The sequence below is a fragment of the Streptomyces sp. NPDC016459 genome (assembly GCF_040632845.1).
Classification (GTDB): Bacteria; Actinomycetota; Actinomycetes; order Streptomycetales; family Streptomycetaceae; genus Streptomyces.
Map to the genome: position 1 here is coordinate 195865 of NZ_JBEYCR010000010.1, position 24584 is coordinate 220448.

The 24584-nt window shown below is 72.7% G+C and carries 27 protein-coding genes; 11 read left to right on the forward strand and 16 right to left on the reverse strand.

Annotated features, from left to right (window positions below):
• Positions 1-37: 37 nt before the first annotated feature.
• A complete protein-coding gene (locus ABZ567_RS23755) occupies positions 38-1489 on the forward strand; it encodes a carboxylesterase family protein (RefSeq protein ID WP_360793116.1) in 1452 nt (483 codons plus the stop codon).
• Between the two features lie 12 nt (positions 1490-1501).
• Here ABZ567_RS23755 and ABZ567_RS23760 read toward each other — a convergent pair whose 3' ends face one another.
• Positions 1502-1918, reverse strand: a complete 417-nt coding sequence (locus tag ABZ567_RS23760) for a universal stress protein (RefSeq protein WP_360793118.1) — start codon at positions 1916-1918, stop codon at positions 1502-1504.
• A 1-nt stretch (position 1919) separates the two neighbouring features.
• A complete protein-coding gene (locus ABZ567_RS23765) occupies positions 1920-3416 on the reverse strand; it encodes an APC family permease (protein ID WP_360793120.1) in 1497 nt (498 codons plus the stop codon).
• 313 nt (positions 3417-3729) lie between these two features.
• Between ABZ567_RS23765 and ABZ567_RS23770 the strand changes: the two genes are divergently transcribed.
• Positions 3730-4422, forward strand: a complete 693-nt coding sequence (locus ABZ567_RS23770) for an RraA family protein (RefSeq protein ID WP_360793122.1) — start codon at positions 3730-3732, stop codon at positions 4420-4422.
• 15 nt (positions 4423-4437) lie between these two features.
• On the opposite strand, the gene ABZ567_RS23775 is transcribed toward ABZ567_RS23770, so the two are convergent.
• Entirely contained in the window at positions 4438-4875 is a 438-nt protein-coding gene (locus ABZ567_RS23775; protein WP_360793124.1) for an OsmC family protein, read from the reverse strand.
• A 177-nt stretch (positions 4876-5052) separates the two neighbouring features.
• Between ABZ567_RS23775 and ABZ567_RS23780 the strand changes: the two genes are divergently transcribed.
• Together ABZ567_RS23780 and ABZ567_RS23785 are read left to right on the forward strand one after the other, a co-directional pair.
• Positions 5053-5325, forward strand: coding sequence for a hypothetical protein (locus tag ABZ567_RS23780; RefSeq protein ID WP_360793126.1), 273 nt, complete (start codon positions 5053-5055; stop codon positions 5323-5325).
• 68 nt (positions 5326-5393) lie between these two features.
• The gene (locus ABZ567_RS23785; protein WP_360793128.1) at positions 5394-5531 is read left to right on the forward strand and encodes a hypothetical protein; all 138 of its coding nucleotides are present in this window, start codon (positions 5394-5396) and stop codon (positions 5529-5531) included.
• 75 nt (positions 5532-5606) lie between these two features.
• Here the strand turns inward: ABZ567_RS23785 and ABZ567_RS23790 are convergent, their stop codons facing one another.
• The gene (locus ABZ567_RS23790; RefSeq protein ID WP_360793130.1) at positions 5607-6446 is read right to left on the reverse strand and encodes a hypothetical protein; all 840 of its coding nucleotides are present in this window, start codon (positions 6444-6446) and stop codon (positions 5607-5609) included.
• Positions 6446-7729: a VWA domain-containing protein gene (locus ABZ567_RS23795; RefSeq protein WP_360793132.1), complete on the reverse strand. Its 1284-nt coding sequence runs from the start codon at positions 7727-7729 to the stop codon at positions 6446-6448. The genes ABZ567_RS23790 and ABZ567_RS23795 overlap by 1 nt, the downstream gene beginning before the upstream one ends.
• A 140-nt stretch (positions 7730-7869) precedes the next feature.
• Here ABZ567_RS23795 and ABZ567_RS23800 point away from each other — a divergent pair, with 140 nt between their 5' ends.
• Entirely contained in the window at positions 7870-8094 is a 225-nt protein-coding gene (locus ABZ567_RS23800) for a DUF6458 family protein (RefSeq protein WP_360793134.1), read from the forward strand.
• Positions 8095-8287: 193 nt separating this feature from the next.
• Here ABZ567_RS23800 and ABZ567_RS23805 read toward each other — a convergent pair whose 3' ends face one another.
• Positions 8288-8743: an ATP-binding protein gene (locus tag ABZ567_RS23805; protein WP_360793136.1), complete on the reverse strand. Its 456-nt coding sequence runs from the start codon at positions 8741-8743 to the stop codon at positions 8288-8290.
• A gap of 191 nt (positions 8744-8934) precedes the next feature.
• Between ABZ567_RS23805 and ABZ567_RS23810 the strand changes: the two genes are divergently transcribed.
• Positions 8935-9768 (forward strand): RNA polymerase sigma factor SigF, encoded by an 834-nt coding sequence (locus ABZ567_RS23810; RefSeq protein WP_360793229.1) that lies wholly within the window; start codon positions 8935-8937, stop codon positions 9766-9768.
• 119 nt (positions 9769-9887) lie between these two features.
• On the opposite strand, the gene thpD is transcribed toward ABZ567_RS23810, so the two are convergent.
• From thpD to ABZ567_RS23840, 6 genes are all read right to left on the reverse strand, one after another.
• Positions 9888-10772: an ectoine hydroxylase gene (gene thpD, locus ABZ567_RS23815; protein WP_360793138.1), complete on the reverse strand. Its 885-nt coding sequence runs from the start codon at positions 10770-10772 to the stop codon at positions 9888-9890.
• Positions 10773-10831: 59 nt separating this feature from the next.
• Positions 10832-11251 carry an ectoine synthase gene (locus ABZ567_RS23820; protein WP_360793140.1) on the reverse strand — a complete coding sequence of 140 codons (420 nt, stop codon included), beginning with the start codon at positions 11249-11251 and terminating at the stop codon, positions 10832-10834.
• Between the two features lie 56 nt (positions 11252-11307).
• Positions 11308-12573 carry a diaminobutyrate--2-oxoglutarate transaminase gene (gene ectB / locus ABZ567_RS23825; protein WP_360793231.1) on the reverse strand — a complete coding sequence of 422 codons (1266 nt, stop codon included), beginning with the start codon at positions 12571-12573 and terminating at the stop codon, positions 11308-11310.
• Between the two features lie 192 nt (positions 12574-12765).
• A complete protein-coding gene (gene ectA / locus ABZ567_RS23830; RefSeq protein WP_360793233.1) occupies positions 12766-13287 on the reverse strand; it encodes a diaminobutyrate acetyltransferase in 522 nt (173 codons plus the stop codon).
• 356 nt (positions 13288-13643) lie between these two features.
• Positions 13644-14447: an endonuclease gene (locus ABZ567_RS23835; RefSeq protein ID WP_360793142.1), complete on the reverse strand. Its 804-nt coding sequence runs from the start codon at positions 14445-14447 to the stop codon at positions 13644-13646.
• A 212-nt stretch (positions 14448-14659) separates the two neighbouring features.
• Positions 14660-15124, reverse strand: a complete 465-nt coding sequence (locus ABZ567_RS23840; protein ID WP_360793144.1) for an Lrp/AsnC family transcriptional regulator — start codon at positions 15122-15124, stop codon at positions 14660-14662.
• A gap of 117 nt (positions 15125-15241) precedes the next feature.
• Here ABZ567_RS23840 and ABZ567_RS23845 point away from each other — a divergent pair, with 117 nt between their 5' ends.
• Together ABZ567_RS23845 and ABZ567_RS23850 are read left to right on the forward strand one after the other, a co-directional pair.
• On the forward strand, positions 15242-16351 hold the full coding sequence (locus ABZ567_RS23845; protein WP_360793146.1) for an asparaginase: 1110 nt from the start codon (positions 15242-15244) through the stop codon (positions 16349-16351).
• Positions 16352-16597: 246 nt separating this feature from the next.
• Complete coding sequence (locus ABZ567_RS23850) at positions 16598-17425, forward strand: L,D-transpeptidase family protein (RefSeq protein WP_360793148.1); 828 nt, start codon at positions 16598-16600, stop codon at positions 17423-17425.
• Between the two features lie 22 nt (positions 17426-17447).
• Here ABZ567_RS23850 and ABZ567_RS23855 read toward each other — a convergent pair whose 3' ends face one another.
• The 4 genes from ABZ567_RS23855 to ABZ567_RS23870 form a co-directional block, all read right to left on the reverse strand.
• Positions 17448-18827: an FAD-dependent oxidoreductase gene (locus ABZ567_RS23855; RefSeq protein WP_360793150.1), complete on the reverse strand. Its 1380-nt coding sequence runs from the start codon at positions 18825-18827 to the stop codon at positions 17448-17450.
• A 220-nt stretch (positions 18828-19047) separates the two neighbouring features.
• Entirely contained in the window at positions 19048-20205 is a 1158-nt protein-coding gene (locus ABZ567_RS23860; protein ID WP_360793152.1) for a hypothetical protein, read from the reverse strand.
• A gap of 185 nt (positions 20206-20390) precedes the next feature.
• Positions 20391-20972 carry a dienelactone hydrolase family protein gene (locus ABZ567_RS23865; RefSeq protein ID WP_360793154.1) on the reverse strand — a complete coding sequence of 194 codons (582 nt, stop codon included), beginning with the start codon at positions 20970-20972 and terminating at the stop codon, positions 20391-20393.
• Positions 20973-21122: 150 nt separating this feature from the next.
• Positions 21123-21398 (reverse strand): hypothetical protein, encoded by a 276-nt coding sequence (locus ABZ567_RS23870; protein ID WP_360793156.1) that lies wholly within the window; start codon positions 21396-21398, stop codon positions 21123-21125.
• Positions 21399-21588: 190 nt separating this feature from the next.
• Between ABZ567_RS23870 and ABZ567_RS23875 the strand changes: the two genes are divergently transcribed.
• The 3 genes from ABZ567_RS23875 (at position 21589) to ABZ567_RS23885 (ending at position 24578) form a co-directional block, all read left to right on the forward strand.
• Positions 21589-22797, forward strand: coding sequence for an RNA ligase (locus ABZ567_RS23875; RefSeq protein WP_360793158.1), 1209 nt, complete (start codon positions 21589-21591; stop codon positions 22795-22797).
• Between the two features lie 2 nt (positions 22798-22799).
• Positions 22800-23714 (forward strand): AAA family ATPase, encoded by a 915-nt coding sequence (locus tag ABZ567_RS23880; protein ID WP_360793160.1) that lies wholly within the window; start codon positions 22800-22802, stop codon positions 23712-23714.
• A gap of 150 nt (positions 23715-23864) precedes the next feature.
• A complete protein-coding gene (locus ABZ567_RS23885; protein WP_360793162.1) occupies positions 23865-24578 on the forward strand; it encodes a ribonuclease H in 714 nt (237 codons plus the stop codon).
• The last annotated feature ends 6 nt before the right edge of the window (positions 24579-24584 follow it).

Consider the following 24584-nt stretch of genomic DNA (forward strand, 5'->3'; position numbering starts at 1 on the left):
CGGCCCCGCGTGCACCGCTCGAGAAGGAGCAGCCATCATGAGCACCGCAGGCACCACCGTGACCACCGCCCGAGGGCCCGTCCGGGGTGAGCGCCGCGCCGACGGCAGCCTCCGCTTCCTCGGCATCCCGTACGCGCGACCGCCCGTGGGCGATCTCCGTTTCGCCGCCCCCGTACCGCCGGAGGCGTGGTCGGAGCCGCTGGACGCCACCGCGTACGGGCCGACCGCCCAGCGCCGTCCCTTCGCCGAGGTCACCACCATCCCCGAGCCCTCCGTCCCGGGGGCGGGAGTCCTCAACCTGAACGTCTTCACCCCCGACGCCGACCCGGCCGCCGCCCTGCCCGTCCTCGTGTGGATCCACGGCGGCGGCTACGTCGCCGGTTCGGCGGCCAGTCCCTGGTACGACGGAGCCGCCTTCAACCGGGACGGCGTCGTGCTCGTCTCGCTCGGCTACCGGCTCGGCATCGAGGGTTTCCTGCATCTGGAGGACGCCCCCGACAACCGGGGCGTACGGGACTGGATCGCCGCTCTCGAGTGGGTCCGGGACAACATCGCGGCCTTCGGCGGCGACCCGGCCAAGGTCACCGTCGCTGGGCAGTCGGCGGGCGGCGGCGCCGTCCAGACCCTGCTCGCCGTCCCCGCCGCCCGGGGCCTGTTCCGGGGCGCGCTGTCCGTCTCCGGCGCGGTTCTCCGCCCCGACGGCCCCGAGGTGGCCCGGGCCGTCTCCCGCCTCCTCACCTCCCGCACCGGCGTGCCGGCCACGGCAGCCGCTCTCCGTGACCTCGGCGACGACGAACTCCTCGTCCTCCAGGACCGCCTGGGGGAGCCGGGACCGGACCGTGAGGGTCTGCCGCCGATGCTGGTCCTCGCCCCCTTCGCCGACGGCGAGCTGATCCCCGGCCCCACTCTCGACGCGCTCACGACGGGAGACGCGGGCGCCGACGTCCCGCTGATGCTCGGCTTCACCGAGCACGAGTTCACGATGTTCCCCGGGCCCGGCCCCGAGGGCCCGCCCCTGCCCGTACTGCTCGGCGCACTCGGCCTCGATCCCGCCAGGACCGGAGCCTTCGCCGAGGCGTACGAGACGGGCGGTGCCGAGCGGCTCTTCGGCCAGGCGCTGACCGATGCCACCTTCCGCGCCCCGAACCTCGCCGTCGCGGAGGCGCGTGCCGCGCGCGAGCGCCCCACCTGGCTCTACGAGTTCGCCTGGCGGTCCCCGGCCGCCGGGCTCGCCGTCCACTGTCTCGACCTGCCGTTCGCCTTCGACCTCCTCGACGCCGAAGGCGTCCCCGCCGTCGCGGGCGAGGAGCCGCCGCGCGCGCTCGCCGACGCCCTGCACCGGGCGTGGGTCGCCTTCGTGACCGACCAGGACCCGGGCACCGACTGGCCGCGCTACACCCGCGAGGGACGCGCCACGATGATCTGGGACGCGGAGCCCCGGATCGAGGCGGACCCGCTGGGCCCGGTGCGCGGGCTCTGGCTCGACTGAGGCCCTGACCGGTCACGTCTCCGGCGGGACGCAGAGCACCGGCACCGTCGACATGTGGAGGAGTTTGTGGGGCGTGGAACCGAGCAGCGCACCGCGCATCGGGCTCTCGCCCCAGCTGCCCACCACGATGACCCGGGCCGCGTGACGGCTCGCCGCGTCGATGAGGGCCTGCGCGGGCTTCGCGTCGAGCACCTCGACGACGGTCGGCACGCCCGCCCGGTCGGCCGCCGCGACCGCCTGCTGCAAGCCGGCGCGCCCGGCCTGGCGGATGGCCTCGTGGTGGGACCTGTACTCCTCGCCGGTGGGACCGGGCGCCGCCGCCCCGTAGACGAGGACGAGGCGCTCGTCGAAGGCGGCGGCCACCTCGATCGCGATGCGCAGGGCGCGCTGGGCGCCGGGGGACTCGTCGAACCCGAGGACGACCGTCATCTCAGCGCTCCTTGCCACGGACCAGATCGGGGTCGGCCACCCCCGGGCGTTCCCGCCAGAACGCGGGTGACCTCAACCGCCACACGATCATGACGAGCACCCCGGTGAGGGCGATGCCGATCCCGATGACGAGCGGTGGCCCCAGGCCGAACCACGAGGTGCCGCTGTACGAGTTCGCGGGATCGGACATGTCCACCACCGACCTCACCAGGAGCCACGTCAGGAGTCCGGCACCGACGAGCGGGCCGAGGCCGATGAGCAGGAAGTTGTGGACGCTCTCGGTGAGGTGCCGCCGGTGGTACACCGCGCAGGCGACGCCCGTGAGCGCGTAGTAGAACGCGATGAGCAACGAGAGTGCGGTCAGGGAGTCCAGGAGGGCGTTGGCGCTGATCTGGTTCACCACGAGGTACCAGGCGATGGCGATGCCGGCGACCCACCACGTACTCACGTCGGGGGTACGGAAGCGCGGACTGACGTGCGCGTAGTGCGCGGGCAGCGCGCGGCGGCGGGCCATGGAGAGGGCGGTGCGCGAGGCCGGGATGATCGTCGTCTGGGTGGAGGCGACGGCGGACGTGGCGACGGCGAGGAGCAGGACCCAGTCCCAGCCGCCCAGCACGTCCGTGGCCAGCTGGGCGAAGAGGAACTCCTCCTCGCCCGCGTTCTCCGCCAGGAACGCCGGACCGGCGAAGGCGACGACCGCGAACCCGACGGAGACGTACGTGACGAGGAGGATGACGGTCGACCACACCCCCGCCCTGCCGGGGGCGGACGCGGAGTCCTCCACCTCCTCGGTGAGGTTCACGGCCGACTCCCAGCCCCAGTAGATGAACACGCCGAGCAGCAGCCCGCCGGTCAGCGCCGCGCCTCCCGCGCCGAAGGGGTTCAGCCATCCGAGGGAGGGTTCGACGGAGTCGTACGTGCTCGTGCCCGCGTACACCCGGTACAGCGCCACCACGACGAAGACCAGTAGGAAGGCGACCTGCGCCAGGATCAGGACGTTCTGCACCTTGGCCGACAGCTCCGTTCCGATGACGCAGACGGCCGTCATCACCAGGATGAGGAGCACCGTGAGCGACTGCCGTACGAAGGCGTTGTCCACCCAGCTGTCCAGGCCGACGGCGAGCAGCCCGAAGCTCACGGCCACGTCCGCGAGCGAGCCGACGACCAGGACGCCGGTCATCGCGATGGCCCAGCCCCCGAGCCAGCCGGCCCAGGGCCCCATGGCGCGCGTGACCCAGGAGAACGTCGTGCCGCAGTCCTGGTCCACCTTGTTCAGGTAGTAGAACGCCGACGCGATGAACAGCATCGGTACGAAGGACGCGAACATCACGCCGGGGGCGTAGATCCCGACGAGGGCGACGATCGGGCCGATGACAGCCGCCAGGGAGTAGGCGGGTGAGGTCGAGTTGAGCCCGATGACGAGGGCGTCGACGAAGCCGATCGCGTTCGCCTTCAGGCCCGGGTTCCGTTCCTGCGGCGCGGCGTCCTCTGCGGTCATGGTCCCTCGCTCCGGTTCCGCCCCGGGCAGCACTCCGCGGGGTGCCCCGGACACACAGGGAGATATGTCACCTCATGGTAGGAATGCACGGCCTCGCCCGCATTTCCGGAAGCGGACGGAGGACGGAGGACGGAGGCGGGGGACGGCGGGCGGGGGCGAGAGGCGGCGGACGGACGGCGGAGGGCAGAGGCGAGAGACGGTGGGCGGCGGGCCGGGTACGGCGGGAGGGGGGAGTCGCTGTCCCGCCCCTCCGGAAACCCCCGCCCGGTACGATCGCGCAGCCCGCCGCACCCGTCACAGAACGGAACGCCCGATGCTGAAGGACTTCGCCGACCTCTCCACGCCGCTCGTCGCCGACGCCTGCGTACGCCTCGGGGAACCGCTGCGCGCGGCGCCCGCCGGGATCCTCCCCGTCGCCCCCGGGATGCGCGTCGCCGGCCGGGCGCTGCCCGCCCGGCACTACGGAAGCGTCGACGTCTTCCTGGAGGCCTTCGCGCACGCCGGGCCGGGAGACGTCCTCGTCATCGACAACGCCGGCCGCGACGACGAGGCCTGCATCGGCGACCTCGCCGTCCTGGAGGCCGAGGCAGCGAGCGTCTCCGGGCTCGTCGTCTGGGGCCTGCACCGGGACACCCCCGACCTCGTGGAGATCGGGCTGCCCGTCTTCTCCTACGGACGTCACGCCCCCGGCCCCGTACGGGTCGATCCCCGGGACCCGGACGCGCTCAGCACCGCCCGCTTCGGCGACCACCGGGTGACCGCCGCCGACGTGGTGTTCGGCGACGACGACGGCGTGCTGTTCGTGGCGGCCGACCGGGCGGCCGCCGTCCTGGAGGCCGCCCGCACCCTCCATGACACGGAGCGCGAGCAGGCCCGCCGGATCAGGACGGGGGAGACCCTCCGCGCGCAGACCCGGTTCGACGCCTATCTGGCGGCCCGGGCCGAGGACCCCTCGTACACCTTCCGGCAGCATCTGCGCCGGATCGGCGGCGCGATCGAGGAGTGAGCCCGACGGCGGCCGTCAGCCCTCGAAGCCGACCGTGCCGTCCGGCAGGACCGCCTCCACGCGCGCGCCGTGCTCCACGGTCCTGCTCACCGTGCAGAACTTCTCGTGCGTCAGGCGCACCCCGCGGGCGAACACCTCGGCCGCCCGCGGGTTGTTGTCCGGCAGCTCGAACTCGTAACTCACCCGGATCCGGCCCACCCGGCCGTCGTCCTCGGGACCGGAGACCGACTCCACCACGATCCGCAGACCGTCGTGGTCCACGGCCCGCGCGGTCCGGTCCACGACGAGTCCTCCGCAGCCGCCCATCGCCGCGAGCAGCAACTCGACCGGCGTGAACGACGGCTGGGCGTCGGCGTCGTCCGCCGCGGCCATCCGGACCTCAGCGCCCCGGTCGTTACGGGCGGTCCAGTTCCGGTACCCGGTGCGGACGGTCTCGATCCGGTAATCGGCCATGGCGGCGGTCTCCTTCGTCGTCGGTGCGCGCCCGTACGGTACGGACGCCCGCCCCAGCATCCCCTGACCGCCCGGCCCCGCCCGCCCCCGGCCGCGTGACACGGCTGAGTAGCCCGCCGCGCGCGTCTGAGTACGACGACCGATACGGCGACCGCCTCCCGCTGCTGGAATGGGACCATGACCTCCGACGCGCGGCGCATCCGCCCGCTCCAGCACGTCACCACCACCGGCACGGCCCTCGCGGTCGCCCTCGGCCCGCTGGTGGTCGGGGCGCTGCTCGCCAGGCCGGTGGGCGGCGACCCGATGGTGTCCGTCAACGCCCTGATCGCGGGCGGCGGCCAGCGCGCCCGCCTCTCCCGCACCCACCTCCGCTCACGCGCTCCGCTCGGGGCCCGCACCGCCGGGCGGAGGCGACGGAGCCGCAGGCGTCCGCGTCTCGTCCCCCGGTAGGCCGCGTCTCGCCATGCGGCAGGGGCGCCTACGCCTACGCCTCCGCCGGTGCCGGGTTCGCCCGTACCGTGTCCAGGTACTCCGCCACCGCGTCCCGGTTCCGCGTCGGGCGGACGAGCCCGCCCCGGACCGTGCTCGTCCTGTTCCTGGCGGTGGTGGCCCTCGTGACCGGCGCCCGCGTCCATGGACTCCCCGCCCGCCGGTGAGGCGGACCGGTCCTGCCACCGCGCACGAAGGCCCCCACCGCGCCGAGGCGATGGGGGCCCTTCCGCGCGAGCCCGTCAGACGGCCGGGGGGACCCGGGACGGGCGTCCCGCGCCGCGCGTGAGCACATAGCCGCCGATGCCCGCGAGCGCGGCGAGTACACCGCCCGCCGCGGTCCACAGCCAGCGGTCGGACCACCAGCCGGAGGACCAGCCGTCCTCGGGGGCCGCGGCCTCGACGGCCGAGGGCCGACCCGCGTCGGCGTCGGCCTCCGCCTGGTCGGCGGTCGTCGCCCCCGGCACGAGGGGCGCGGCGAGCGCGCCGTCCGAGGCGTGGGCGCCGCCCTCGTCGAGGAGAGTCACCCCGACCCCTGCGGAGAAGGGCCGGCCGAGGTCCTCCTCCGCGAGCCCCGTGACGGTCAGCCGGACGTAGTAGCTGCCCGGCAGCGGGTCGTTCGCCCAGGCGTCGGCCGCGGCGCGGACCGGCCGCAGCACACAGGCGAGTTCCACGGTCGCGGTCTCCTTGGCCGCCGTACGGGACTGCGTCCCGTACATGCACGGCTGCCGGCGCCGCAGCCCGTCGTACACATCGACCCGCCAGGTCGTCGGCCCGTGCCGCAGGGCCGTGTCGGGCAGCGTGACGGCGGCGCTCACCGTCGGGCGCTGACCGGTGTCCGCGGGGAACACCCAGTACAGGTAGTCGCCCGTGGCCGCCCGGGCGGTGGCGTGCTGCCCCGGAAGGATCCGGGCGGCGGTACGGAAGGTGGTGCCGGCCTCCGTCGGCCCGGCCGTGGACCGGGTGTCCGCGCCCGGGTCCGCCGTGGCGGACGGGGAGTCGGCCAGGGCGGCCGGAGCGGCGAGCCCGAGAAGAGCGGCGCCCGTGAGCGCGGCCGCGGCGAGCATGCGTACGGTACGCATCAGTGGGTCCTCCAGACAGCGACGCGCCAGCGGGTCAGCCAGCCCCAGAGCAGACCGGCCACGAACCCGACGAGCACCAGCGAGCCGAGCAGCCACCAGCCGCGGCCGAGACCGAACGAGGCCACGTCCGAGGCACCTGACGGGCCGTCGACGATGTCCACCGTCAGCTCGATCGGCATGCCCGGCGTCGTCCTGACCGACGGCGGAGCGGAGAAGGAGTTACTGACCTGGAGGCAGACCGTCTCGGGGGCAGGCTTGGCGTCCCCCGACCCGTCCACCACGTCGTCGCGTTCCGGCTTCGGGTAGCGCAGACCGGTCGAGATGACGTCGGTGCGCCCGTCGCCCGCCTCGGAGCCGCGCACGATCTCCCTGCCGTGCCGGGTGACGGCGCGAAGCAGCACCCCGTAGTCGTTGTGGACGGCCCGGTCGGCCGACACGCTGACGGAGGCGCGCAGCTCCTGACCGGGCAGCAGGTCCACCCGGTACCAGCGGTGCTGGCCGAAGGACTCGCGGTCGGTGTACAGGCCGGGCTTGAGCTGCGGCGCGTCGGCGCAGCGCACGGAGCCCTCGGTGGCCACGGGCGTGACGACCGGGTCGGCGGCGCGGTCGATCAGCTGCCGGACCCGGCGGGAGAGGTCCTCGGTGCGGTGGACGGAGGTGTACGTGCCTCCGGTCGCCTCCGCGATGCAGGTGAGCTGCTGCCGGGTCTTGGCGTCCGGCACGAGTCCCAGGGTGTCGATGACGAGGTGGATGCCCTTCGCCGCGATCTCCCGCGCAACCTGGCAGGGGTCGAGCGGGGCGCAGGTGTCCTCGCCGTCCGTGATGAGCACGATCCTGCGGGTGGCGTCGCCGCCCTCCAGGTCCTCGGCCGCGCCGAGGAGGGCGGGGCCAATCGGGGTCCAGCCGGTCGGGGCGAGCGTGGCCACGGCGGTCTTCGCCTCGGTCCGGTCCAGCGGACCGACCGGGTAGAGCTGGCGGGTGTCCTTGCAACCGCGCTTGCGGTCCGGCCCCGGGTAGTCGGCGCCCAGTGTGCGGATGCCCAGCTGAACCTCCTCGGGTACGGCGTCCAGTACCTCGTTGAAGGCCTGCTTGGCCGCGGCCATCCGGGACGTGCCGTCGATGTCCTTGGCGCGCATGGAGCCGCTGACGTCGAGGACCAGCTCGACCTTGGGGGATTCCTTCGCCACCGGCTCGTCGGCGGCGGCGCCGGTCGGCAGGAGCGCGACGCTCAGGGCGGCGAACAGGGCGCAGGCCCCTGTCGCCAACCGTTTTCTCGTGATCATCGCCGGATCGTATTGATGATCCTCCGACAATCCAAAACCGGGGTACCCGGCCTCTCGGCGGCGAGCCCCAGGCCACGAGCCGGGGATGAGGTGGAAGGACCGGGGTATCCGATGCCCATCTCACCCACTAGGGAGGAATCATGGGTCTGGGAGTGTGCATCATCCTGATCGCGGTCGGGGCCATTCTCACGTTCGCGTCCGACTGGCAGGTCGACGGGGTCAACCTCGATCTTGTCGGTCTGATCCTCATGGCCGTCGGCATCATCGGAACGGCGGTCTACACCAGCATCCTGAGGCGGCGTCGGCTCGTGGTCCCGCCGACCACCACCACGGTGGCGGAGAACGACCGACGAGACCTTCTCTGAGCCGGTGACCGTCCGTACAGGGCGGTTCCCCGCGGACGCAGGAGGGGTGGCCACGCGAACGGCGTGGCCACCCCTCCTTCGTGATGCAGAGGTCTCTCCCGCGGTCTGCGGCGTCCGGTTCCCGCCCGGGGCGTGCGGCCGTCGGGTCTCAGCCGGGGTGTGCGGCGTCCGGGCCTCTCCCGGGGCGTGCGGCTCATCGGTCGATCGTCACCGTCGCGTGGATGGTCTTGCCGTCCGGGCGGTTGTCCACGGACACCTCACGGCACAGCCGCAGCACGATCGGCCAGCCGAAGCCGCCGGGACGCAGCTCGTCGCGCAGCTGGTACAGCGGGGAGACCCCGCTGGCGTCGGCCACGGACACGGTCACACGGTTCGGCCCCACCTGGATCCCGAAGTCGGTGACCCCGCCGCCGTGGCGGAGCGCGTTCGTGACCAACTCCGAGGTCACGAGGAGCAGATCCTCGACCTGGGCAGGATGCAGAGGGCCGAGGGCCGCGAGTGCGTGGCGGACGAGCAGCCGAGCCTGAGCCGGGGTACGGACCGGGGACGAGCCGCCGTACCCCGTACCGTGCGGGTCCGCTCCGGGCGCCCGGGACAGGGTGTCGCTCCAGGTGTTCATCACGAGGCCCCTTTCTTCCTGGTTCGTCATCAGGTGACAGAATTCGCCTGCCCGTTCCGCCCGCCCTGATGCCCCCGGCCCTCCGGCGAAAGTAGGCGAAACGGGCGAGGAGTGCCTGCGGGAAGCGGGGGTACGAGAACCAGGACCGCTGAACCGACCGCCAGCAGGAGGAGGTTGTGCCCGTGCGGACCCAGCCGGCCGAGGCGATGACGACGTACGTGATGAGCGGTACGCGTGAGGACCTGCCGGTTCTCGACGCACCGCACCGACTGCCGCCGCAGGACGCGCGGGCCCTGTCGAAGGTGTTCTTCCGCGAACTCGCGGCGCGGGAGGAGGGCACGGAAGGGCATCAGTACGTCCGGAACACGCTGATCGAGATGAACATGTCGCTGGTGCGGTACGCGGCGGGGCGGTTCCGCGCGCGGGGCGACGAGATGGAGGACATCGTCCAGGTCGGCATGGTCGGCCTGATCAAGGCGATCGACCGCTTCGACCTCTCGCGCGAGGTGGAGTTCGCCACCTTCGCCGTGCCGTACATCGTGGGGGAGATCAAGCGGTTCTTCCGCGACACCACCTGGGCGGTGCACGTCCCCCGTCGGCTCCAGGAGGCGCGGGTCGAGCTCGCGAAGGCGACCGACGAGCTGAGTTCGCGGCTCGGCCGGGCACCCCGCGCGGCGGAGCTGGCGCCGCTCATGAACCTGTCCGAGGAGGAGGTCGTCGAGGCCCAGGTGGCCGCCAACGGCTACAACTCCACCTCTCTGGACGCCACGCTCGGCGGACCCGAGAGCGAGGACGACGACGCCGCTCTGGCCGACATCCTCGGCCGGGAGGACCCGGCGATCGAGCTGTTCGAGGACTTCCACGCCCTCGCCCCGCTCGTGGGGGCGCTCGAGGAACGCGACCGGGTGCTGCTGCACCTCCGCTTCGTCGAGGAGCTGACCCAGACGCAGATCGGGGAGAAGCTCGGCATCTCGCAGATGCACGTCTCGCGACTCCTGGCCCGGAGCCTCGACCGGCTTCGCGAGGGCCTGGCCGTGCCGAGCGCCGACGACTGAGTCGGACCGCTGCCGTCCACGACCGCGGAGCACGACCGGGATCGACGGCCGAGAGGGGTGTACGGCCCGGCTTCCCCGCCGGGCCGTACACCACTCTCAGTTCTCGGCAGCGGACGTCCTCACCGGCGCGTTGCGATGAAGGAGGGCCGCCGGACCGGGGCCGCGAAGGGGGCTTCGGGCTGGTTCTCGACACTGTTGAAGACGAGGAACACATTGCTCCGGGGGTACGGGGTGATGTTGTCGCCCGACCCGTGCAGGGCGTTGCAGTCGAACCAGGTGGCGGAGCCCGCGGGACCGGTGAAGTGGCGGATGCCGCAGGCCTCGGCGAAGGTGGCCAGCGCATCGTCGGACGGCGTGCCGGCGTCCTGCATCTGCAGGGACTTCTTGTAGTTGTCCTGGGGCGTGGCACCGGCGCAGCCCAGGAAGGTGCGGTGCGAACCCGGCATGATCATCAGACTGCCGTTGGTGGTGTGGTTCGGGGTCAGTGCGATCGAGACCGAGACGGTCCGCATCCTCGGCAGGCCGTCCTCGGCGTGCCAGGTCTCGAAGTCGGAGTGCCAGTAGAAGCCGCTGGCGCCGAAACCGGGCTTGACGTTGACCCGCGACTGGTGGACGTAGACGTCCGAGCCCAGGATCTGGCGGGCGCGTCCCACGATCCGCGGATCCTCGGCCAGCCGGGCGAAGACCTCGCTGATCCGGTGCACCTCGAAGACGGAACGTATCTCCTGGGAGCTGGGCTCGACGATCGCCCGCTCGTCCGCCCGTACGGCGGGATCGGTGACGAGCCGGTCCAGCTCCGCACGGAGCTCGTCGACCTCGTGCGGAGCCACGAGTTCCTCCACCGTGACGAATCCGTCGCGGTCGTACTCCTCCAGTTCACGGGCCCAGAACGGCCCCGCCGTACCGGGCTCGGACCACACGACGGGGTCCTTGCGCCCGATCAGCTGCTCCTTGGGGCCACGGGTGGGGTAGAGGTCGACGGGGCGGGTGGGTGCGGAGGTCATGAGGGAGTGTGCTTCCTTCCTGTACGGGTTCGTTCGGTCGTCCGGTCGCGTGCCGTGGCTCAGCTCTCCTCGCGGACGGACTCGTCCGGCTCGGTGAGCAGGGGGTAGACGCCGTTCTCGTCGTGGTCCTCGCGGCCGGTGACGGGCGGGTTGAAGACGCAGAGGCAGCGGAAGTCCTGCTTGACCTTGAGGGTGTGGCGCTCATGCCCGTCGAGCAGGTACATCGTGCCCGGCACGATCATGTACGTACGGCCCGTCTCGTGGTCGGTGAGCTCGGCCTCGCCCGCCGTGCAGACGACGGCCTCGACGTGGTGCGCGTACCACATGGACGTCTCGGTGCCGGCGTAAAGCACCGTCTCGTGGAGGGAGAAGCCGACCCGCTCGCGGGCCAGGACGATGCGCTTGCTCTCCCAGGTGCCCGAGGCGGCCTTCACATGCCGCTCGGTGTTCTCCAGCTCGTCGAAGGAACGGACGATCATGGGGTGTCGCCTTTCGGTGCGTGCTCGTGCGTGCTCGGTGCCGGCCCCGGTGGGGGTCAGGCGGTGTGGCGGACGGAACGGGCCAGGATGCCGAGGCCCTCGTCGAGGTCCTCGTCCGTCGCGGTCAGCGGCGGCAGCAGCTTGACCACCTCACCGCTCGGACCCGACGTCTCCACGAGCAGCCCGGTCTCGAAGGCGCGGCGGCACACCGCCGCGGCGCGGTCCCCGTCGGCGAACTCCAGCCCCCACACCAGTCCGCGGCCGCGGACCGAGACGCCCATGCGCCCGTCGGTGCCGCACAGGTCGAGGAGGGCGCTCTCCATCCGGCCGGCCCGGCTCAGGGTGCGCTCGCGCAGGGCGCCGTCGCGCCAGTGGGCGTCGAGGGCGGCCGTGGCGGTGACGAAGGCGGGGTTGTTGCCGCGGAAGGTCCCGTTGTGCTCGCCGGGCTCCCACACGTCGAGCTCCTGCCGGAACAGGCAGAGGGCCATGGGCAGGCCGTATCCGCTGATCGACTTGGACAGCGTGACGATGTCGGGCGTGATGCCGGCCTCCTCGAAGGAGAAGAAGTCGCCGGTGCGCCCGCAGCCCATCTGGATGTCGTCGACGATGAGGAGCATGTCGTGCCGGCGGCAGAGCTCCGCGAGCCCGCGCAGCCACTCGGCCCGTGCGACGTTGATGCCGCCCTCGCCCTGGACGGTCTCGACGATCACGGCCGCCGGGTGGTCGAGACCCGAGCCCGCGTCGCCCAGAAGACGCTCGAACCAGAGGAAGTCGGGGACCTGCCCGTCCAGGTAGTCGTCGAAGGGCATCCGGATGGCGTGGTTCAGGGGCACGCCCGCTCCGGCGCGCTTGGCGGCGTTGCCCGTGACGGCCAGCGAGCCGAGCGACATCCCGTGGAAGGCGTTGGTGAAGGAGACGACGGTCTGGCGCCCGGTGACCTTGCGGGCGAGTTTCAGGGCGGCCTCGACGGCGTTGGTGCCGGTGGGGCCGGGGAACATCACCTTGTACGGCAGGGCGCGGGGTTCGAGGACCGTCTCGTGGAAGGTCTCGAGGAAGTCGCGCTTGGCGGTCGTCGACATGTCGAGACCGTGGGTGATGCCGTCGTCGGCGAGGTAGTCGAGGAGGGCCCGCTTGAGGACCGGGTTGTTGTGACCGTAGTTGAGTGAGCCCGCGCCCGCGAAGAAGTCGAGGTACGGACGCCCGTGCTCGTCGTACAGCCGGCTGCCACTGGCGCGTTCGAAGACGACGGGCCAGGCGCGGCAGTAGCTGCGGACCTCGGACTCGAGGGCCTCGAAGATGGAGGGGGCGGCGATGTCGATCAGGGTCACGGAGTCTCTTCTCCAGGTGTGGTTCGGGAACGTGGTGCGGACGACGGCTCGGGACGGAGGACGCTGCGGGGCTCCGGGGCCGGTGCGTTCCATGGGGCCGGCTAGGGGCTCAGGGCTCCGGGGACCGGTTCAGGACACCGGAGCAGGCTCGGGGCTCCGGGACCGGCTCGGGCCCCTGGGACCGGCTCAGGACTCCGGGGGACCGAGGGGGCCGATGCGGTACAGCACCTCGGACTCGTGTCCTGCCGCGGGGAAGGCGGCCGAAGGGAACAGCACCTCCTGCGTCAGGTCCGCGCCGTGCCGACGCGCGTACGACCGGAACAGCCGGTCGGAGGCGAGGTTCCCCGGGGTGACGGTGGCCTCGACTCGGCTGACTCCGTGCTCGGCCGCGACCCGTGCGGTCAGGGCGTCGAGCAGGGCTCCGGCTACCCCGCTTCCGCGGTGCGAACCCTCCACGGCGACCTGCCAGACGAAGAGCGTCTCCGGCGCGTCGGGCCGCAGGTAGCCGGTGACGAAGCCGACCGGGCGCCCGGCGGCGTCACGGGCGACGGCGGTCGTGCCGGCGAAGTCACGGCACCACAGCAGGTAGCTGTAGGGCGAGTTGAGATCCAGTTCCCCCGAGCCGCGGGCGATCCGCCAGAGCGCGGCGCCGTCGTCGATCGAGGCGGGGCCGATGTCGAGGCCGCCGACCGGGGCCGGGGCTGTCATATGGGCTGTGGTCATGGGCGCCGAAGTTACCTAGTGGATCTCAGAACTTCCTGGAGTCAGGGGGTTGTTCCGGACAGCAGGACGTGATAGATGCTCTGAGGGTCCGTGCGGTGTGAATGTATCCTTCCTCACATGAAAATCCCACCAAAACGGGTTGAAGTCACCGTTTATAACGGATGTGTAACGTGACTGAGGTGTGTCTTTCGCCCGGTCGAAGACCCTGAGAACATCCGGCATTTGGTGTTTGAAGGCGCCGAGAGCGGTCAGACGTAACGGCCGACGTGCGCGGAGCCGGTCCGGGTGCGGGACACCCGGACCGGCTCCGTCCGGTTCCGGCGCGGTTCGACGCGGTCGGACTACCAGATCGCCTCGACCCACTCCGGATGGTCGATGAACGGGTTCCGGTTGCCCTGGTAGGTGCCGTGGATGAGGTCGTTGCGACGCTCCTCGAAGGCGCTCGGCGGATCCTGCTCGTTCCACTGCTTCAGGACCGAGAGCCGCCCGTGGAAGCGGACGCTGCCGTTGGTGGTCGACTCGTTGGGCTCCAGGTCGACCCAGGCGTCGTCGCCCTCGTAACGGACGGCCATGTAGAGGATCATCCGCGCCACGTCGCCCTTGTCCGCGTCCCGCGGCTCGAACGAGTCGCTGTCCGTGTAGCTGCCGGGCGCGCCGCTCACCGCGCTGCCGCCGTTGTCGAAGTCCTTGTTGCCGCGGATGCTGTTGACCTGCACGTCCGCGGGGCGCAGATGGTGGAGGTCGGTACCGGGGCCGGCCGAGGTGCCGAAGCTGCCGTGGGACTGCGCCCACACGTGCTCGCGGTTCCAGTCGCCGACGTCGCCTCCGCTGAGGCTCTTGCTGCGCGAGGTGCCGCTGTACAGCAGGATCACGTTGGCGGAGTTGTTCGGATCCTGGTCGGTCACCTTCAGGGCGTTCCAGACCGCGTCGTACGAGATCCGGCTCTGGCTGCTGATGATCGTGTGCAGCGAGGACTTGAGGCTCGTGCCGGTCTTGCCGATCGCGTTCTCGTAGTACGTGCTGTCGTACGCGGTGGTGGTGGCGCTCGCCGGAGTCGCGGTGACCGTCGGAAGGGTGAGGGTGACGAGTGCGGCGGCTATGGATGCCGCCCACGCCTTCCAGCGGCCTGTCTGTGCAACGGACATGGGGGGTGCCCTTTCCCGGGGGATGGCACGCGAGGAGACGCCGAGCCCGCTCAACGGCTCCGCGTTCTACGCGTGTTGCGTGTGGTAGCCGGGAGCGTCGCACAGCGGTGCGGATGGCCGTGTATCCAGAAGGAGGCGATTCCGTGACGTTCTCGTATACGGCGCAGCCTCTGACGCGCCCTCAGTTCCGTCCGGTGGGGGAGTGGTGAGCGTCATGCGCCCCGGACGTCCACCGGCATCCCCTTCGGCTCCTTGATGCGCTTCATGATGATCTGCGAGTTGACCTCGGTGACCCCGGCCAGCGTCGTCAGGCGCTCGATCCACAGACGTTCGTACGCCGCGAGGTCGGCCACCGCGATCCGCAGCAGGCACCCCGGGCTGCCGAACAGCCGGTACGCCTCGATGACGTCCGGCACGTCCTGCAGGGCGGCCTCGAAAGCCTCCACCGTCTCCCGGTCGCGCCGCACCTCCACCGAGACGAGGACCTCGAACCCGCGACCCACCGCCTCCGGGTCGATGATCGCCCGGTAACCCCGGATCACCCCGTCCTGCTCCAGCTGGCGCACCCGGCGCAGACAGGGTGACGGGCTGAGCCCGACCCGCTGGGCCAGCTCCTGGTTGCTCAGTCGGCCGTCGTTCTGTAGCTCACGCAAGATATGGAGATCGATTCGGTCCATGGCGCAATCATCTACCACGATGAAACATTCCATGGGCTGATTTCGCAATCGTCTTGCGCGCCCTCTGCCCTATCGTTGCGGCGCAGGCGATTCTGGTACGGAGTGAGGACGGCAGGCATGAAGCGGACGAACGACGGAGGAGCGCGCCGGATCGTCGTCATCAGCACCGGCGGCACGATCGCGAGCCGCTGGCAGGGCACCGGCTACGCCGCCGACGCCTCCGGGAGCGACGTCATGGCCACCGCCCCCCTCCCCGAGGGCGTCACCGTCGAGGTCGTCGACCTGTTCAACGTCAACAGCTCGCGCATGACCGCGGCCCATCAACTGGCCCTTCTGCGCACCGTCCACGAGACCCTCGCCGACCCCGGCGTGGACGGCATCGTGGTCACCCACGGCACCGACACCCTGGAGGAGACCGCCTTCCTCCTGGACCTCCACCACACCGACGTCCGCCCGGTTGTCCTCACCGGCGCCCAGCGCCCGTTCGGCACCGGCGACGGGGACGGCCCGGGCAACCTGTACGACGCGCTCCAGGTCGCCTCCACCGTCAGCGACCTCGGCGTCCTCGTCGTCTTCGACGGCCGGGTCCATGCCGCCCGCGGCACCGTCAAGAGCCAGACCCTCGCGGCCGACGCCTTCTCCGACCCGTCGGCCGACCGACTCGGCCGCGTCGGGTTCTCCCGCGTCGACATCGAGCGGCAGCCGGAGCGCCCGACGCCGCTGCCGCTTCCCGCCGCCGCGCACACGGCGACCCCCGGCGCCCGCGGCCCCGTCCCGCTGCCCCGGGTCGACATCGTGAGCCACCACTCCGACGGCGACCCGTTCCTGCTGAACGCGGCCGTCGCCGCCGGAGCCCGGGGCATCGTCCTCGAAGCGACCGGCGCGGGCAACGCCACCCCCGAGATCGCCGCCGCCGTGGCCGACGCCGTCGCCCAGGGCGTCCTCGTCGCCGTGACCACCCGGGTCCCCGCGGGACCGCTCGCCGAGATCTACACCGGCGGCGGCGCCGTCGACCTCGTCGCCGCAGGGGCGCTGCTCACCGGCACGCTCCGCGCCGCCCAGGCCCGGATAGCCGTCCTCGCGACGCTCCTCGCCGACGGCGCCGCGGGCGACCCCGCCCGTGGCACCGCCCTCCTGCGCCGCCTCCTCGAAGGCCCGGTCCGCGCGGAACCGGCACTCGCCACCGGCGCCTCCCGTTCGGCCTCCGCCGTGGCGGCCCGCGCCTGACGGGCAACCCCCAGTACCCCGGCTCGCGGGCGGCGCACCCCCCGCCCGTCCGCGAGCCGGAGCCAGAATCCTCCCCGGACGGCGACCGTCGCCGGCCACGCCACCCCCGCCCGGCCGCCCGCCTTCAGACGCGCGACCGCACCCCGGGAGACGCGGCCGTACGGGTGAGGGCACCGGCGTCACCGCAGCGCCGCCCGGCGAACGGGTACGGATCGCAGCACTGCCCCCGGCCAGGAGGATCCGTCCATGTCCGTCCGCAAGGGCGCCCCCGCCCTGCTGATCGCCGGCGCACTGTGCGCGTCCCTGATGCTCACCGGCTGCGCCGACACCGCGCCATCCGCCCCCGGGCCCGCCGGGTCGTCCACCGGCGCCCCGCCCGCCGCCGGTGACTCCCGCCCCGAGGGCGCGCCACCCCGCACGGCCGGCGAGGTCGGCGGTCCGGGCGGGGCGGCGAGCAGCCACTCCTCCGCCCCGGTCCCCGAACCCCGGATCCCCGGCCTCGGTCCCGCCACCGACGCCCTGGTCCCCGACGGCACCACCCAGGCCCTCGTCGTCACCGGCGCCACCGCCGACGCCAACGCCTCCACCGCGACGCTCTACGAGCGGGGCCCCGGCGGGCGCTGGGCCCCGGTCGCCGGACCGTGGGCCGCGCACAACGCGCTCCGGGGCTGGACCGACGACCACGTCGCCGGCGACCTGCGCACCCCGATCGGGGTGTTCCGGCTCGGCGACGCGGGCGGCCGGCTGCCCGACCCCGGCGCCCGCCTCCCGTACGACCAGGACGACGAGTTCGCCATCAGCGGCACCGGCTTCTCCGGCGAACCCCTCGAAGGCTCCTTCGACCATGTGATCGCCATCGACTACAACCGGGTGCCCGGCCGGACCCCGCTCGACAAGGAACGCCCCCTCGGCGCGGGGAAGGGCGGCGGGGTCTGGATCCACGTCGACCACGGCGGCCCCACCCAGGCCTGCGTCGCCCTGGCACGCGAGGACCTGCGCGAACTGCTGCGGGCCCTCGACCCGGCCAGGGACCCCGTGGTCGTCATGGGCCCGGCCCCCGTGCTCGGGCGCTGAGCGCCCGAACCGGGGACGGTCCTCAGTTGCCGCCGGTTCCGACGGCCCCACGGAACGACGCCGTGTGGCCGCGGACCTGCTCCGGCGTCAGATACGCGTCGGTGTACTCGAAGTCCCGTAGGGTGCCCGACTTGGACGCCAGGAACCCCGTCCGGACGAAGTCGTCCCCGGCCACCGCGTTCAGCAGCCAGTTCGTCATCACCCGGGTCTTGGCCACATTGGTCCGCAGCGCGCCCCAGTGGTAGGCCCGGGCCACGGCCTGCGCCGGCATCCCGTGGAGTTCCACACCCAGCGGCTTGGACACGCCGTCCATGCCTCCGAGGTCCACCACGAGCCCCAGATCCTTGTGCGCGTACGGGTGGGTCCGCTCCCCGCGCAGCGTCGAGACGATGTTGTCCGCGAGGGCCTTCCCCTGCCGCATCGCGTGCTGCGCGGTCGGCGGGCAGATGGCGCCCTCCTCGCCCTTGGCGAGATCCGGCACCGCCGCCGCGTCACCGAGCGCCCACACGCCGTCGAGCCCCGGCACCGCCATCTCGGCCGACACGACGGCCCGGCCCCGCAGGGTCTCCACGCCGAGAGTGCCGATCAGCGGGCTCGCCGCCACCCCGGCCGTCCAGATCAGCGTTCGGCTCGGCAGCACCCGCCCGTCCGTGAGCGTGACCGTCTTCTCGTCCACCGAGGCGACCGACACCCCGAGCGAGACCTCGATGCCGCGCCTGGTCAGGATGTCCATCGCGGCGGCGCCCAGCTTGTCGCCCAGCTCCGGCATCAGCTTCGGCGCGATGTCCACCAGATGCCACTTGATCAGCTTCGGATCGATCCGCGGATACCGCTTGACCGCGTTGCGGGTGAGCTGCTGGAGACAGGCCGCCGTCTCCGTGCCCGCGTAGCCTCCGCCGACGACCACGAACCTCAGCCGCGCGGCTCGTTCCTCCTCGTCGTTGCTCGCGTCCGCCAGGTCCAGCTGGGCGATGACGTGGTCGCGGATGTACACGGCCTCCGCGAGTGTCTTCATCCCCCGCGCGTGCTCGGCGAGCCCCGGGATGTCGAAGCTGCGGGTCACGCTGCCGGGCGCGAGCACGAGATGGTCGTACGGCTCGGTCACGTACTCGCCGGAGATCGTCCGCACCACGCAGACCTTCGCCGCCGTGTCGACGCCGACGACGCCACCGGGCACGATCCGGGTGCGGTGACGTTCGCTGCGGCGCAAGGACAGCGCGACCGACTGCGGGGTCAGCACCCCCGCCGCCACCTGGGGCAGCAGGGGCAGGTACAGCTGGTACGAGAACGGCGAAAGGAGCGCGAGCTGCGCCTCCCGCTCCGCGAGCCGCCGTTCGAGCCGCCGTACGCAGGCCACCCCGGCGAATCCGGCGCCCACCACGAGAATCCTCGGTCGCGTCACGCTGTCCGCCCTTCCGTTGGAGCGTGCAAACCCGTATGTCGATCCGTCGCCGACCAGCCGACCAGCCGACCAGCCGACCAGCCGACTGTCTTCAGTTCACCCTTTTTATCGTTGTTGCGGGCTTGTCGCCCTTCGGCGCGGTTCCCCGCCCCGGCGACGGCCCCGTGCCATCGGCTACCCCCTCGCGACGATCTCACCACCCTCCGCGGGGGCGGTCGGGTCAGAGGACCACGATCCCCAGCGGCCGGGAGCCGGCGGCCAGCCGACGGGTCCCGCCCGATGCGAGGTCGACGACGCTCAGGCCGTCCCAGTACCCGTCCCGGGTGAACCCACCGGTCACATACGCGGTCCGCCCGTCCTCCGACACCGCCACGCCCTCGTGCGGCCCCTCCAGGGGGTGGACCCGCTCGGTCCCGTCGGGCGTCCGGACCGTCAGGGAGGGCCCGCGGTCCACGTCCGGATCGATCGGCCCCGTACCCACCGTCAGGAGCGTCCCGTCGGCGGTCACCGTGGTGCCGTGCTGATGGGTGTTCGCGGTCATCGGCTCGATCGTCGTCCGCCCCGTCCGGGGGTCGACGACCGCGAGCCGCTCGCCCTCGAAGGGCAGGAGCAGCTTCCCGTCCGAGGGCCGCACGGCCGTGTAGTGCGGCTTGAGCCAGGAGCCGAGCCCGCCCTCCGTGCCGTACGGGGCGACCTCCACCCGGCGCGGCTCGAGCGTGGCCGTCGAGACGACCGTGACGTCGAAGGAGTCGTGGTTCGTCGCGTACACCTCGGCGCCGTCCCGCGACACGTCCACGTCGAACGGACGCCGGCCCACCGCCACGGTGTCCGTGACCCGCAGCGTCGCCGTGTCGATCACCTCCAGGGCGCCGTTCCCGCCGGGGACGTTCACCCCCACGTACACCCGTCGTCCGTCCGGCGCGAGCCCGATGCCCATGCCGCCGCCCCGGTACTCGCCCGTGGTCACGGGCCCGGTGTCCGTCTCGTACGGGACGAGCGCCAGCCGCCGGCGGGTCGCCGTGTCCACCACGGCCACGCCCTCGGCGGTCGCCACCCAGGCCCGTCCGTCCGCACCGAGGGCCAGACCGTACGGCGCGGTGCCGACCTGCACGGAGCCGGTGCCACCCCGCTCGGGATCGACGAAGGTGACCGTGTCGGAGCCGAAGTCGCCCACGAGGAGCGTGCCCGGAGCGGCCCTGCCGGTCGGGGCGGGCGCCACGGTGACGGAGGAACCGGCCGAGGGGGACGCACCGGCAGGGGGCGTCGTCCCCGACGCCGCCCTTTCAGGGTCCCGCGCGCACCCGGCGAACACGGCCACGGCCACCACGGCGGGCACGAGCATCCGGGTGGTAGCGGACGCGCGGCGGAACTTCGTCATCACGGACTCCTCGGTACGGCGAACACGGGCGGCGCCGTCGAGCGAGGGCCCCGCACCCCGCTCCGATCCTCCGCCCACGCCCCGGCCCGTACGGTCCGCCAGCCGGCTTCCCGCCCCCGGCAGATCGGACGACACCGGGGTCGGCCGAACGGTCGACCCCCCTGTCGTCCGTCAGTGTGAGAAGCTCAGCGCCCCACGCCGTCCAGGAAGCACAGCACCCGCTCGACGCACAGCGCCGCCGCCTCCGGCACATGGGACGGCGCGCCGCGCTCCACGAACAGATGCGCACTGCCCGGGTACAGGAACAGCCTCCGGTCCGCCGCGTCCGTCACCAGCGCACGGGCCGCCGAGAGGTCACCCTCGTCGACGAAGAACGGATCGGCGTCCATCCCGTGGACCTGCACGGGCACACCCTCCGGCCAGGGCCCGCCGAACTCCGCCGCCGGCACGCACGCGCTGATCAGCACGGCGCCGAGCGCTCCCGCCCGCGTCTGGGCCAGCTTCTGCGCGGGCAGCACGCCGAGCGACAACCCGGCGAGCACGATCCCCTCCGGCAGCCCCGCGGCGGCCCGCTCGCCCCGCGCCACGAGCGTGTCGAACCCGATCTCCTGGGCGTACCCCGCGCCCGCCTCCAGGTCGGCGAACGTGCGCCCCTCGTAGAGGTCGGGCACGTGCACCGTGTGCCCCGCTCGCCGCAGTTCGTCGGCGAACGCGCCGACGCCCTCCGTCAGTCCCCGCGCGTGATGGAACAGCAGAACCTCGGCCATGTCGTCATCCCCTCATCACCGTCCGCGGCCCGCCCCACCACGGCACGGACCGTCCGGGACACAGCATGGCCGACGGCACTGACAACGCCCCGAATCGGCCTGGAGGGGAGGGACGACGGGGCGGCCCCGACGCGAAGGGTCGGACAGGCCCTAGCGCAGCGGTCGGTGCGGCAGGACGGCGCCCGCCTGGCCCACGACGCCCATCGGACCGCTGACGCCCATCTGTCCGCCGACGCCCATCGGACCGCCGGCACCGGGGTGCTGGCCGGGGCCCTGCGGTCCGGCGACACCCTGCGGCGGCACCTGGATGACCCGGCTCAGGTCCCGCAGAACCTCCTCGGCGACCTGGCGGACGTCACCCGGAACATCCCCCCGCTCCCGTATGAGCTCGGCGTAGATCGGTGCCGTGCCGTCCGCGTGGTTCATGGGGCTCGCTTCCTTCGTCTGCGCCGGTCACTTCACCGACGGGGAGACGGCGAGTCTACGGGGCACCACCGACACGCCCCGGATGGGGAGCCCTCGCACCGCCCCTCCCCGCGCCCCCGGGCCGGATAATCGCTGTCCTCCCGGGACCCGACGGCCGAGAATGGATCATCGAACACCCGGGAGGGACCCCATGAGCCAGGCGACCCTGACTCTGCACGACCTGATGCCGTCCGACGAACTCGCCACCGCGCTCGCGGACGGGCACGTCACGCGCAAGCGGCACCCCGAGCTGCCGCTGTCGATCTACACGTACACGCGCGCGTGCCAGTACGCCCAGCACTGGAACCGGGCGACCACACGCTGCCGCGGACTCGTCGCCGACGACGCCACCGGGCGGATCGTCGCGCTCCCCCTCCCCAAGTTCTTCAACGTCTCCGAACACGCCACCGGCCGCCCCTACGCGCCGCCGCTGCCCGACGAGCCCTTCGAGGTGTACGACAAGGTCGACGGCAGCCTCGCCGTGGTCTTCCACTACGACGACCGCTGGCACGTCGCCTCCAAGGGCTCCTTCACCAGCGCCCAGGCGACCTGGGCGCGGCGCCGTCTCGACGCCGCAGACACCACGGGCCTGACACCGGGCGTCACGTACCTCGCCGAGATCCTCTACCCGGGCAACCGCATCGTCGTGAACTACGGAGAGCGCCGGGACCTCGTCCTGCTCGCCGCGTTCGGCCACGACGGCACCGAGATACCGCTCGCCGATGCCGCCGTCGGGTGGGACCCCGTCGGCTCGGTCGTCCGCACCTGGCCCGCCATGAGCGTCGACGAACTCCTCGCCCTCACCGAGTCCAACACCCTCCCGACCGGCCACCGGGCCACCGGCACCGACGCCGAGGGCTTCGTCCTGCGTTTCGCGTCCGGCCTGCGCGCCAAGGCCAAGCTCACCGAGTACGTACGCCTCCACAAGGTGCTGACCGGCGTCACCGAACGCGACATCTGGCGCGGCCACGGCATCCAGCGGTTCGCCGCCCTGCCGGCAGCCGAGCTGGCCAAGGGCCTCGGTTGCGCCGTCACCGAGGTCGAGGCCTCCGGTGGCAAGCCGCTGGACGCCCTTCTGGAGCAGGTGCCGGACGAGTTCGACGTCTGGGTGCGCCAGGTGATCACGCGCCTGGAAGAGGCCGCCGCCGAGCGCGAGCGGGCCGTCGACGAGGCCTACACCCGTGTGGCCCACCTCGCCGCCGACCGGGGCGCCTTCGCCCGTGCCGCCGCGGGCGTGGCAGACCGGGGCCTGCGCGCCGCCCTGTTCCTCCGCCTCGACGGCCGCCCCACCGACCTCCTCGTGTGGCGCCAGCTGCGCCCCGAGGCCACCGACCCCTTCGCCACCGACCAGGAGAACTGACCGTGCCTGTCGTTCACGTCATGACCGGCCTCCCGGCCTCCGGGAAGACGACGGCCGCCCGCGCCCTCCAGGCCGCCGCCGAGGGACGCGTACGCCGCGTCAACCTCGACGACCTCCGCGCCATGCTCGACCTCCCCGCGGCGGACCGCGGGCGCTCCCGCGCGCACGAGCTGACCGTCCTCGGCATCCAGGACGCGGCCGTCCGCGCGGCCGTCGACGACGGCTTCGACGTCGTCGTCGACAACACGCATCTGACCCCGCACATCCCGAAGCGTCTGAAGGCCGCCGTCGCGGGCCTGGCCACCTTCGCCGTCCACGACTTCACCTCCGTGCCCGCCGACGAGTGCGTACGCCGCGACGCGGCCCGCGAGCGGCCCGTCGGCGAGGAGATCATCCGCGTCCTCGCCGACAAGCACGCCAAGGCCACCCGGGGAGGCTGGAGGCTCACCGAGGACTGGCTCAACGACCAGGCGGCCGTCGAGCCCTACATCGCCGACCCGAGCCTCCCCACCGCCGTCATGTGCGACATCGACGGCACCCTCGCCCTGCGCGTCGACCGCGGCCCGTACGACTTCACGCGCTGCGACCGCGACCTGCTCAACGTCTCGGTACGGGACGCCCTGCGCGCCTTCCGGCACAGCGAGCGCGACCGGATCGTCCTGCTGTCCGGCCGCAGCGAGGACCACCGCGCCCTCACGGAGAGCTGGCTCGCCCACCACGAGGTGCCCTACGACGAACTGTGGATGCGTGCCTCCGGCGACGGCCGTGGCGACGACCTGGTGAAGGCGGAGCTCTTCGACGCCCACGTACGCCACCGCTACGCCGTGCGCGTCTCGCTCGACGACCGCGACCGCGTCGTCGCCCTCTGGCGCCGCATGGGCCTGCCCACCTGGCAGGTCAACTACGGCGCCTTCTGACCGGCGCCTTCTGGCCGGCGCCTTCTGACCGGCGCCTGCTGGCCGGCGCCTTCTGGCCGGCGCCTGCTGGCCGGCGCCTGCGGGCGGGATCCTTCTGACCGCCGTGGGGGGTGGGCCCACCCACTCCCGCGGCCGTGTCAGGATCGTGGGATGGTGGAAAAGATCATCGCGGCGTGCGACGGCGCGTCGAAGGGAAACCCCGGCCCCGCGGCCTGGGCATGGGTCATCGGCCGGGCCGACGGAGCGATCGACCGCTGGGAGGCGGGCCCGCTCGGCCGGGCGACGAACAACGTGGCCGAACTCACGGCCCTGGAACGGCTGCTCGAAGCGCTCGACCCCGCCGTACCGGCCGAGGTCCGCATGGACTCCCAGTACGCCATGAAGGCGGTCACGACCTGGCTTCCGGGCTGGCGCCGCAAGGGCTGGAAGACCTCCTCCGGCAGCCCCGTCGCCAACAAGGACCTGGTCGTCCGGATCGACGCGCTCCTCACCGGCCGGGACGTCGACTTCGTCTACGTGCCCGCGCACCAGGTCGACGGCGACCCCCTCAACGACGCCGCCGACCGCGCGGCCAGCCACACCGCCCGGAGCCAGGAACCCACGGGCTCCGCCGCCGGCGCTCCGCTGCCTCCGCCGGAAGCCCCGACACGCGCCTCCGCGCCCCGCGCGCGCTCCTCAGCGCCGTCCGCCTCAGCGGGGGGCTCCACCGGTTCCGCCGGTGGTTCGTCCGCGCGTCGGACACGCCCGTCCGGCGGCACGCTCAAGGCGAGGTTCGCCGGGCGCTGCCGGTGCGGCAAGGCCTACGACAAGGGCGAGACCATCGCGAAGAACCCCGACGGCTGGGGCCATCCCGCCTGCGTCTGACCCCTG

What these genes read in the sequence shown, in the direction of transcription:
- ABZ567_RS23870 (WP_360793156.1), bottom strand. Translation starts at nt 21,398, where the DNA reads ATGAACCACGCGGACGGCACGGCACCGATCTACGCCGAGCTCATACGG.
- ectA (WP_360793233.1), bottom strand. Translation starts at nt 13,287, where the DNA reads ATGACAGCCCCGGCCCCGGTCGGCGGCCTCGACATCGGCCCCGCCTCG.
- ABZ567_RS23865 (WP_360793154.1), bottom strand. Translation starts at nt 20,972, where the DNA reads ATGGCCGAGGTTCTGCTGTTCCATCACGCGCGGGGACTGACGGAGGGC.
- ABZ567_RS23875 (WP_360793158.1), top strand. Translation starts at nt 21,589, where the DNA reads ATGAGCCAGGCGACCCTGACTCTGCACGACCTGATGCCGTCCGACGAA.
- ABZ567_RS23790 (WP_360793130.1), bottom strand. Translation starts at nt 6,446, where the DNA reads ATGCGTACCGTACGCATGCTCGCCGCGGCCGCGCTCACGGGCGCCGCT.
- ABZ567_RS23835 (WP_360793142.1), bottom strand. Translation starts at nt 14,447, where the DNA reads ATGTCCGTTGCACAGACAGGCCGCTGGAAGGCGTGGGCGGCATCCATA.
- ABZ567_RS23760 (WP_360793118.1), bottom strand. Translation starts at nt 1,918, where the DNA reads ATGACGGTCGTCCTCGGGTTCGACGAGTCCCCCGGCGCCCAGCGCGCC.
- ABZ567_RS23885 (WP_360793162.1), top strand. Translation starts at nt 23,865, where the DNA reads ATGGTGGAAAAGATCATCGCGGCGTGCGACGGCGCGTCGAAGGGAAAC.
- ABZ567_RS23820 (WP_360793140.1), bottom strand. Translation starts at nt 11,251, where the DNA reads ATGATCGTCCGTTCCTTCGACGAGCTGGAGAACACCGAGCGGCATGTG.
- ABZ567_RS23860 (WP_360793152.1), bottom strand. Translation starts at nt 20,205, where the DNA reads ATGACGAAGTTCCGCCGCGCGTCCGCTACCACCCGGATGCTCGTGCCC.
- ABZ567_RS23845 (WP_360793146.1), top strand. Translation starts at nt 15,242, where the DNA reads ATGAAGCGGACGAACGACGGAGGAGCGCGCCGGATCGTCGTCATCAGC.
- ABZ567_RS23780 (WP_360793126.1), top strand. Translation starts at nt 5,053, where the DNA reads ATGACCTCCGACGCGCGGCGCATCCGCCCGCTCCAGCACGTCACCACC.
- thpD (WP_360793138.1), bottom strand. Translation starts at nt 10,772, where the DNA reads ATGACCTCCGCACCCACCCGCCCCGTCGACCTCTACCCCACCCGTGGC.
- ABZ567_RS23765 (WP_360793120.1), bottom strand. Translation starts at nt 3,416, where the DNA reads ATGACCGCAGAGGACGCCGCGCCGCAGGAACGGAACCCGGGCCTGAAG.
- ABZ567_RS23795 (WP_360793132.1), bottom strand. Translation starts at nt 7,729, where the DNA reads ATGATCACGAGAAAACGGTTGGCGACAGGGGCCTGCGCCCTGTTCGCC.
- ABZ567_RS23800 (WP_360793134.1), top strand. Translation starts at nt 7,870, where the DNA reads ATGGGTCTGGGAGTGTGCATCATCCTGATCGCGGTCGGGGCCATTCTC.
- ABZ567_RS23810 (WP_360793229.1), top strand. Translation starts at nt 8,935, where the DNA reads ATGAGCGGTACGCGTGAGGACCTGCCGGTTCTCGACGCACCGCACCGA.
- ABZ567_RS23755 (WP_360793116.1), top strand. Translation starts at nt 38, where the DNA reads ATGAGCACCGCAGGCACCACCGTGACCACCGCCCGAGGGCCCGTCCGG.
- ABZ567_RS23850 (WP_360793148.1), top strand. Translation starts at nt 16,598, where the DNA reads ATGTCCGTCCGCAAGGGCGCCCCCGCCCTGCTGATCGCCGGCGCACTG.
- ABZ567_RS23840 (WP_360793144.1), bottom strand. Translation starts at nt 15,124, where the DNA reads ATGGACCGAATCGATCTCCATATCTTGCGTGAGCTACAGAACGACGGC.
- ABZ567_RS23770 (WP_360793122.1), top strand. Translation starts at nt 3,730, where the DNA reads ATGCTGAAGGACTTCGCCGACCTCTCCACGCCGCTCGTCGCCGACGCC.
- ABZ567_RS23775 (WP_360793124.1), bottom strand. Translation starts at nt 4,875, where the DNA reads ATGGCCGATTACCGGATCGAGACCGTCCGCACCGGGTACCGGAACTGG.
- ABZ567_RS23805 (WP_360793136.1), bottom strand. Translation starts at nt 8,743, where the DNA reads ATGACGAACCAGGAAGAAAGGGGCCTCGTGATGAACACCTGGAGCGAC.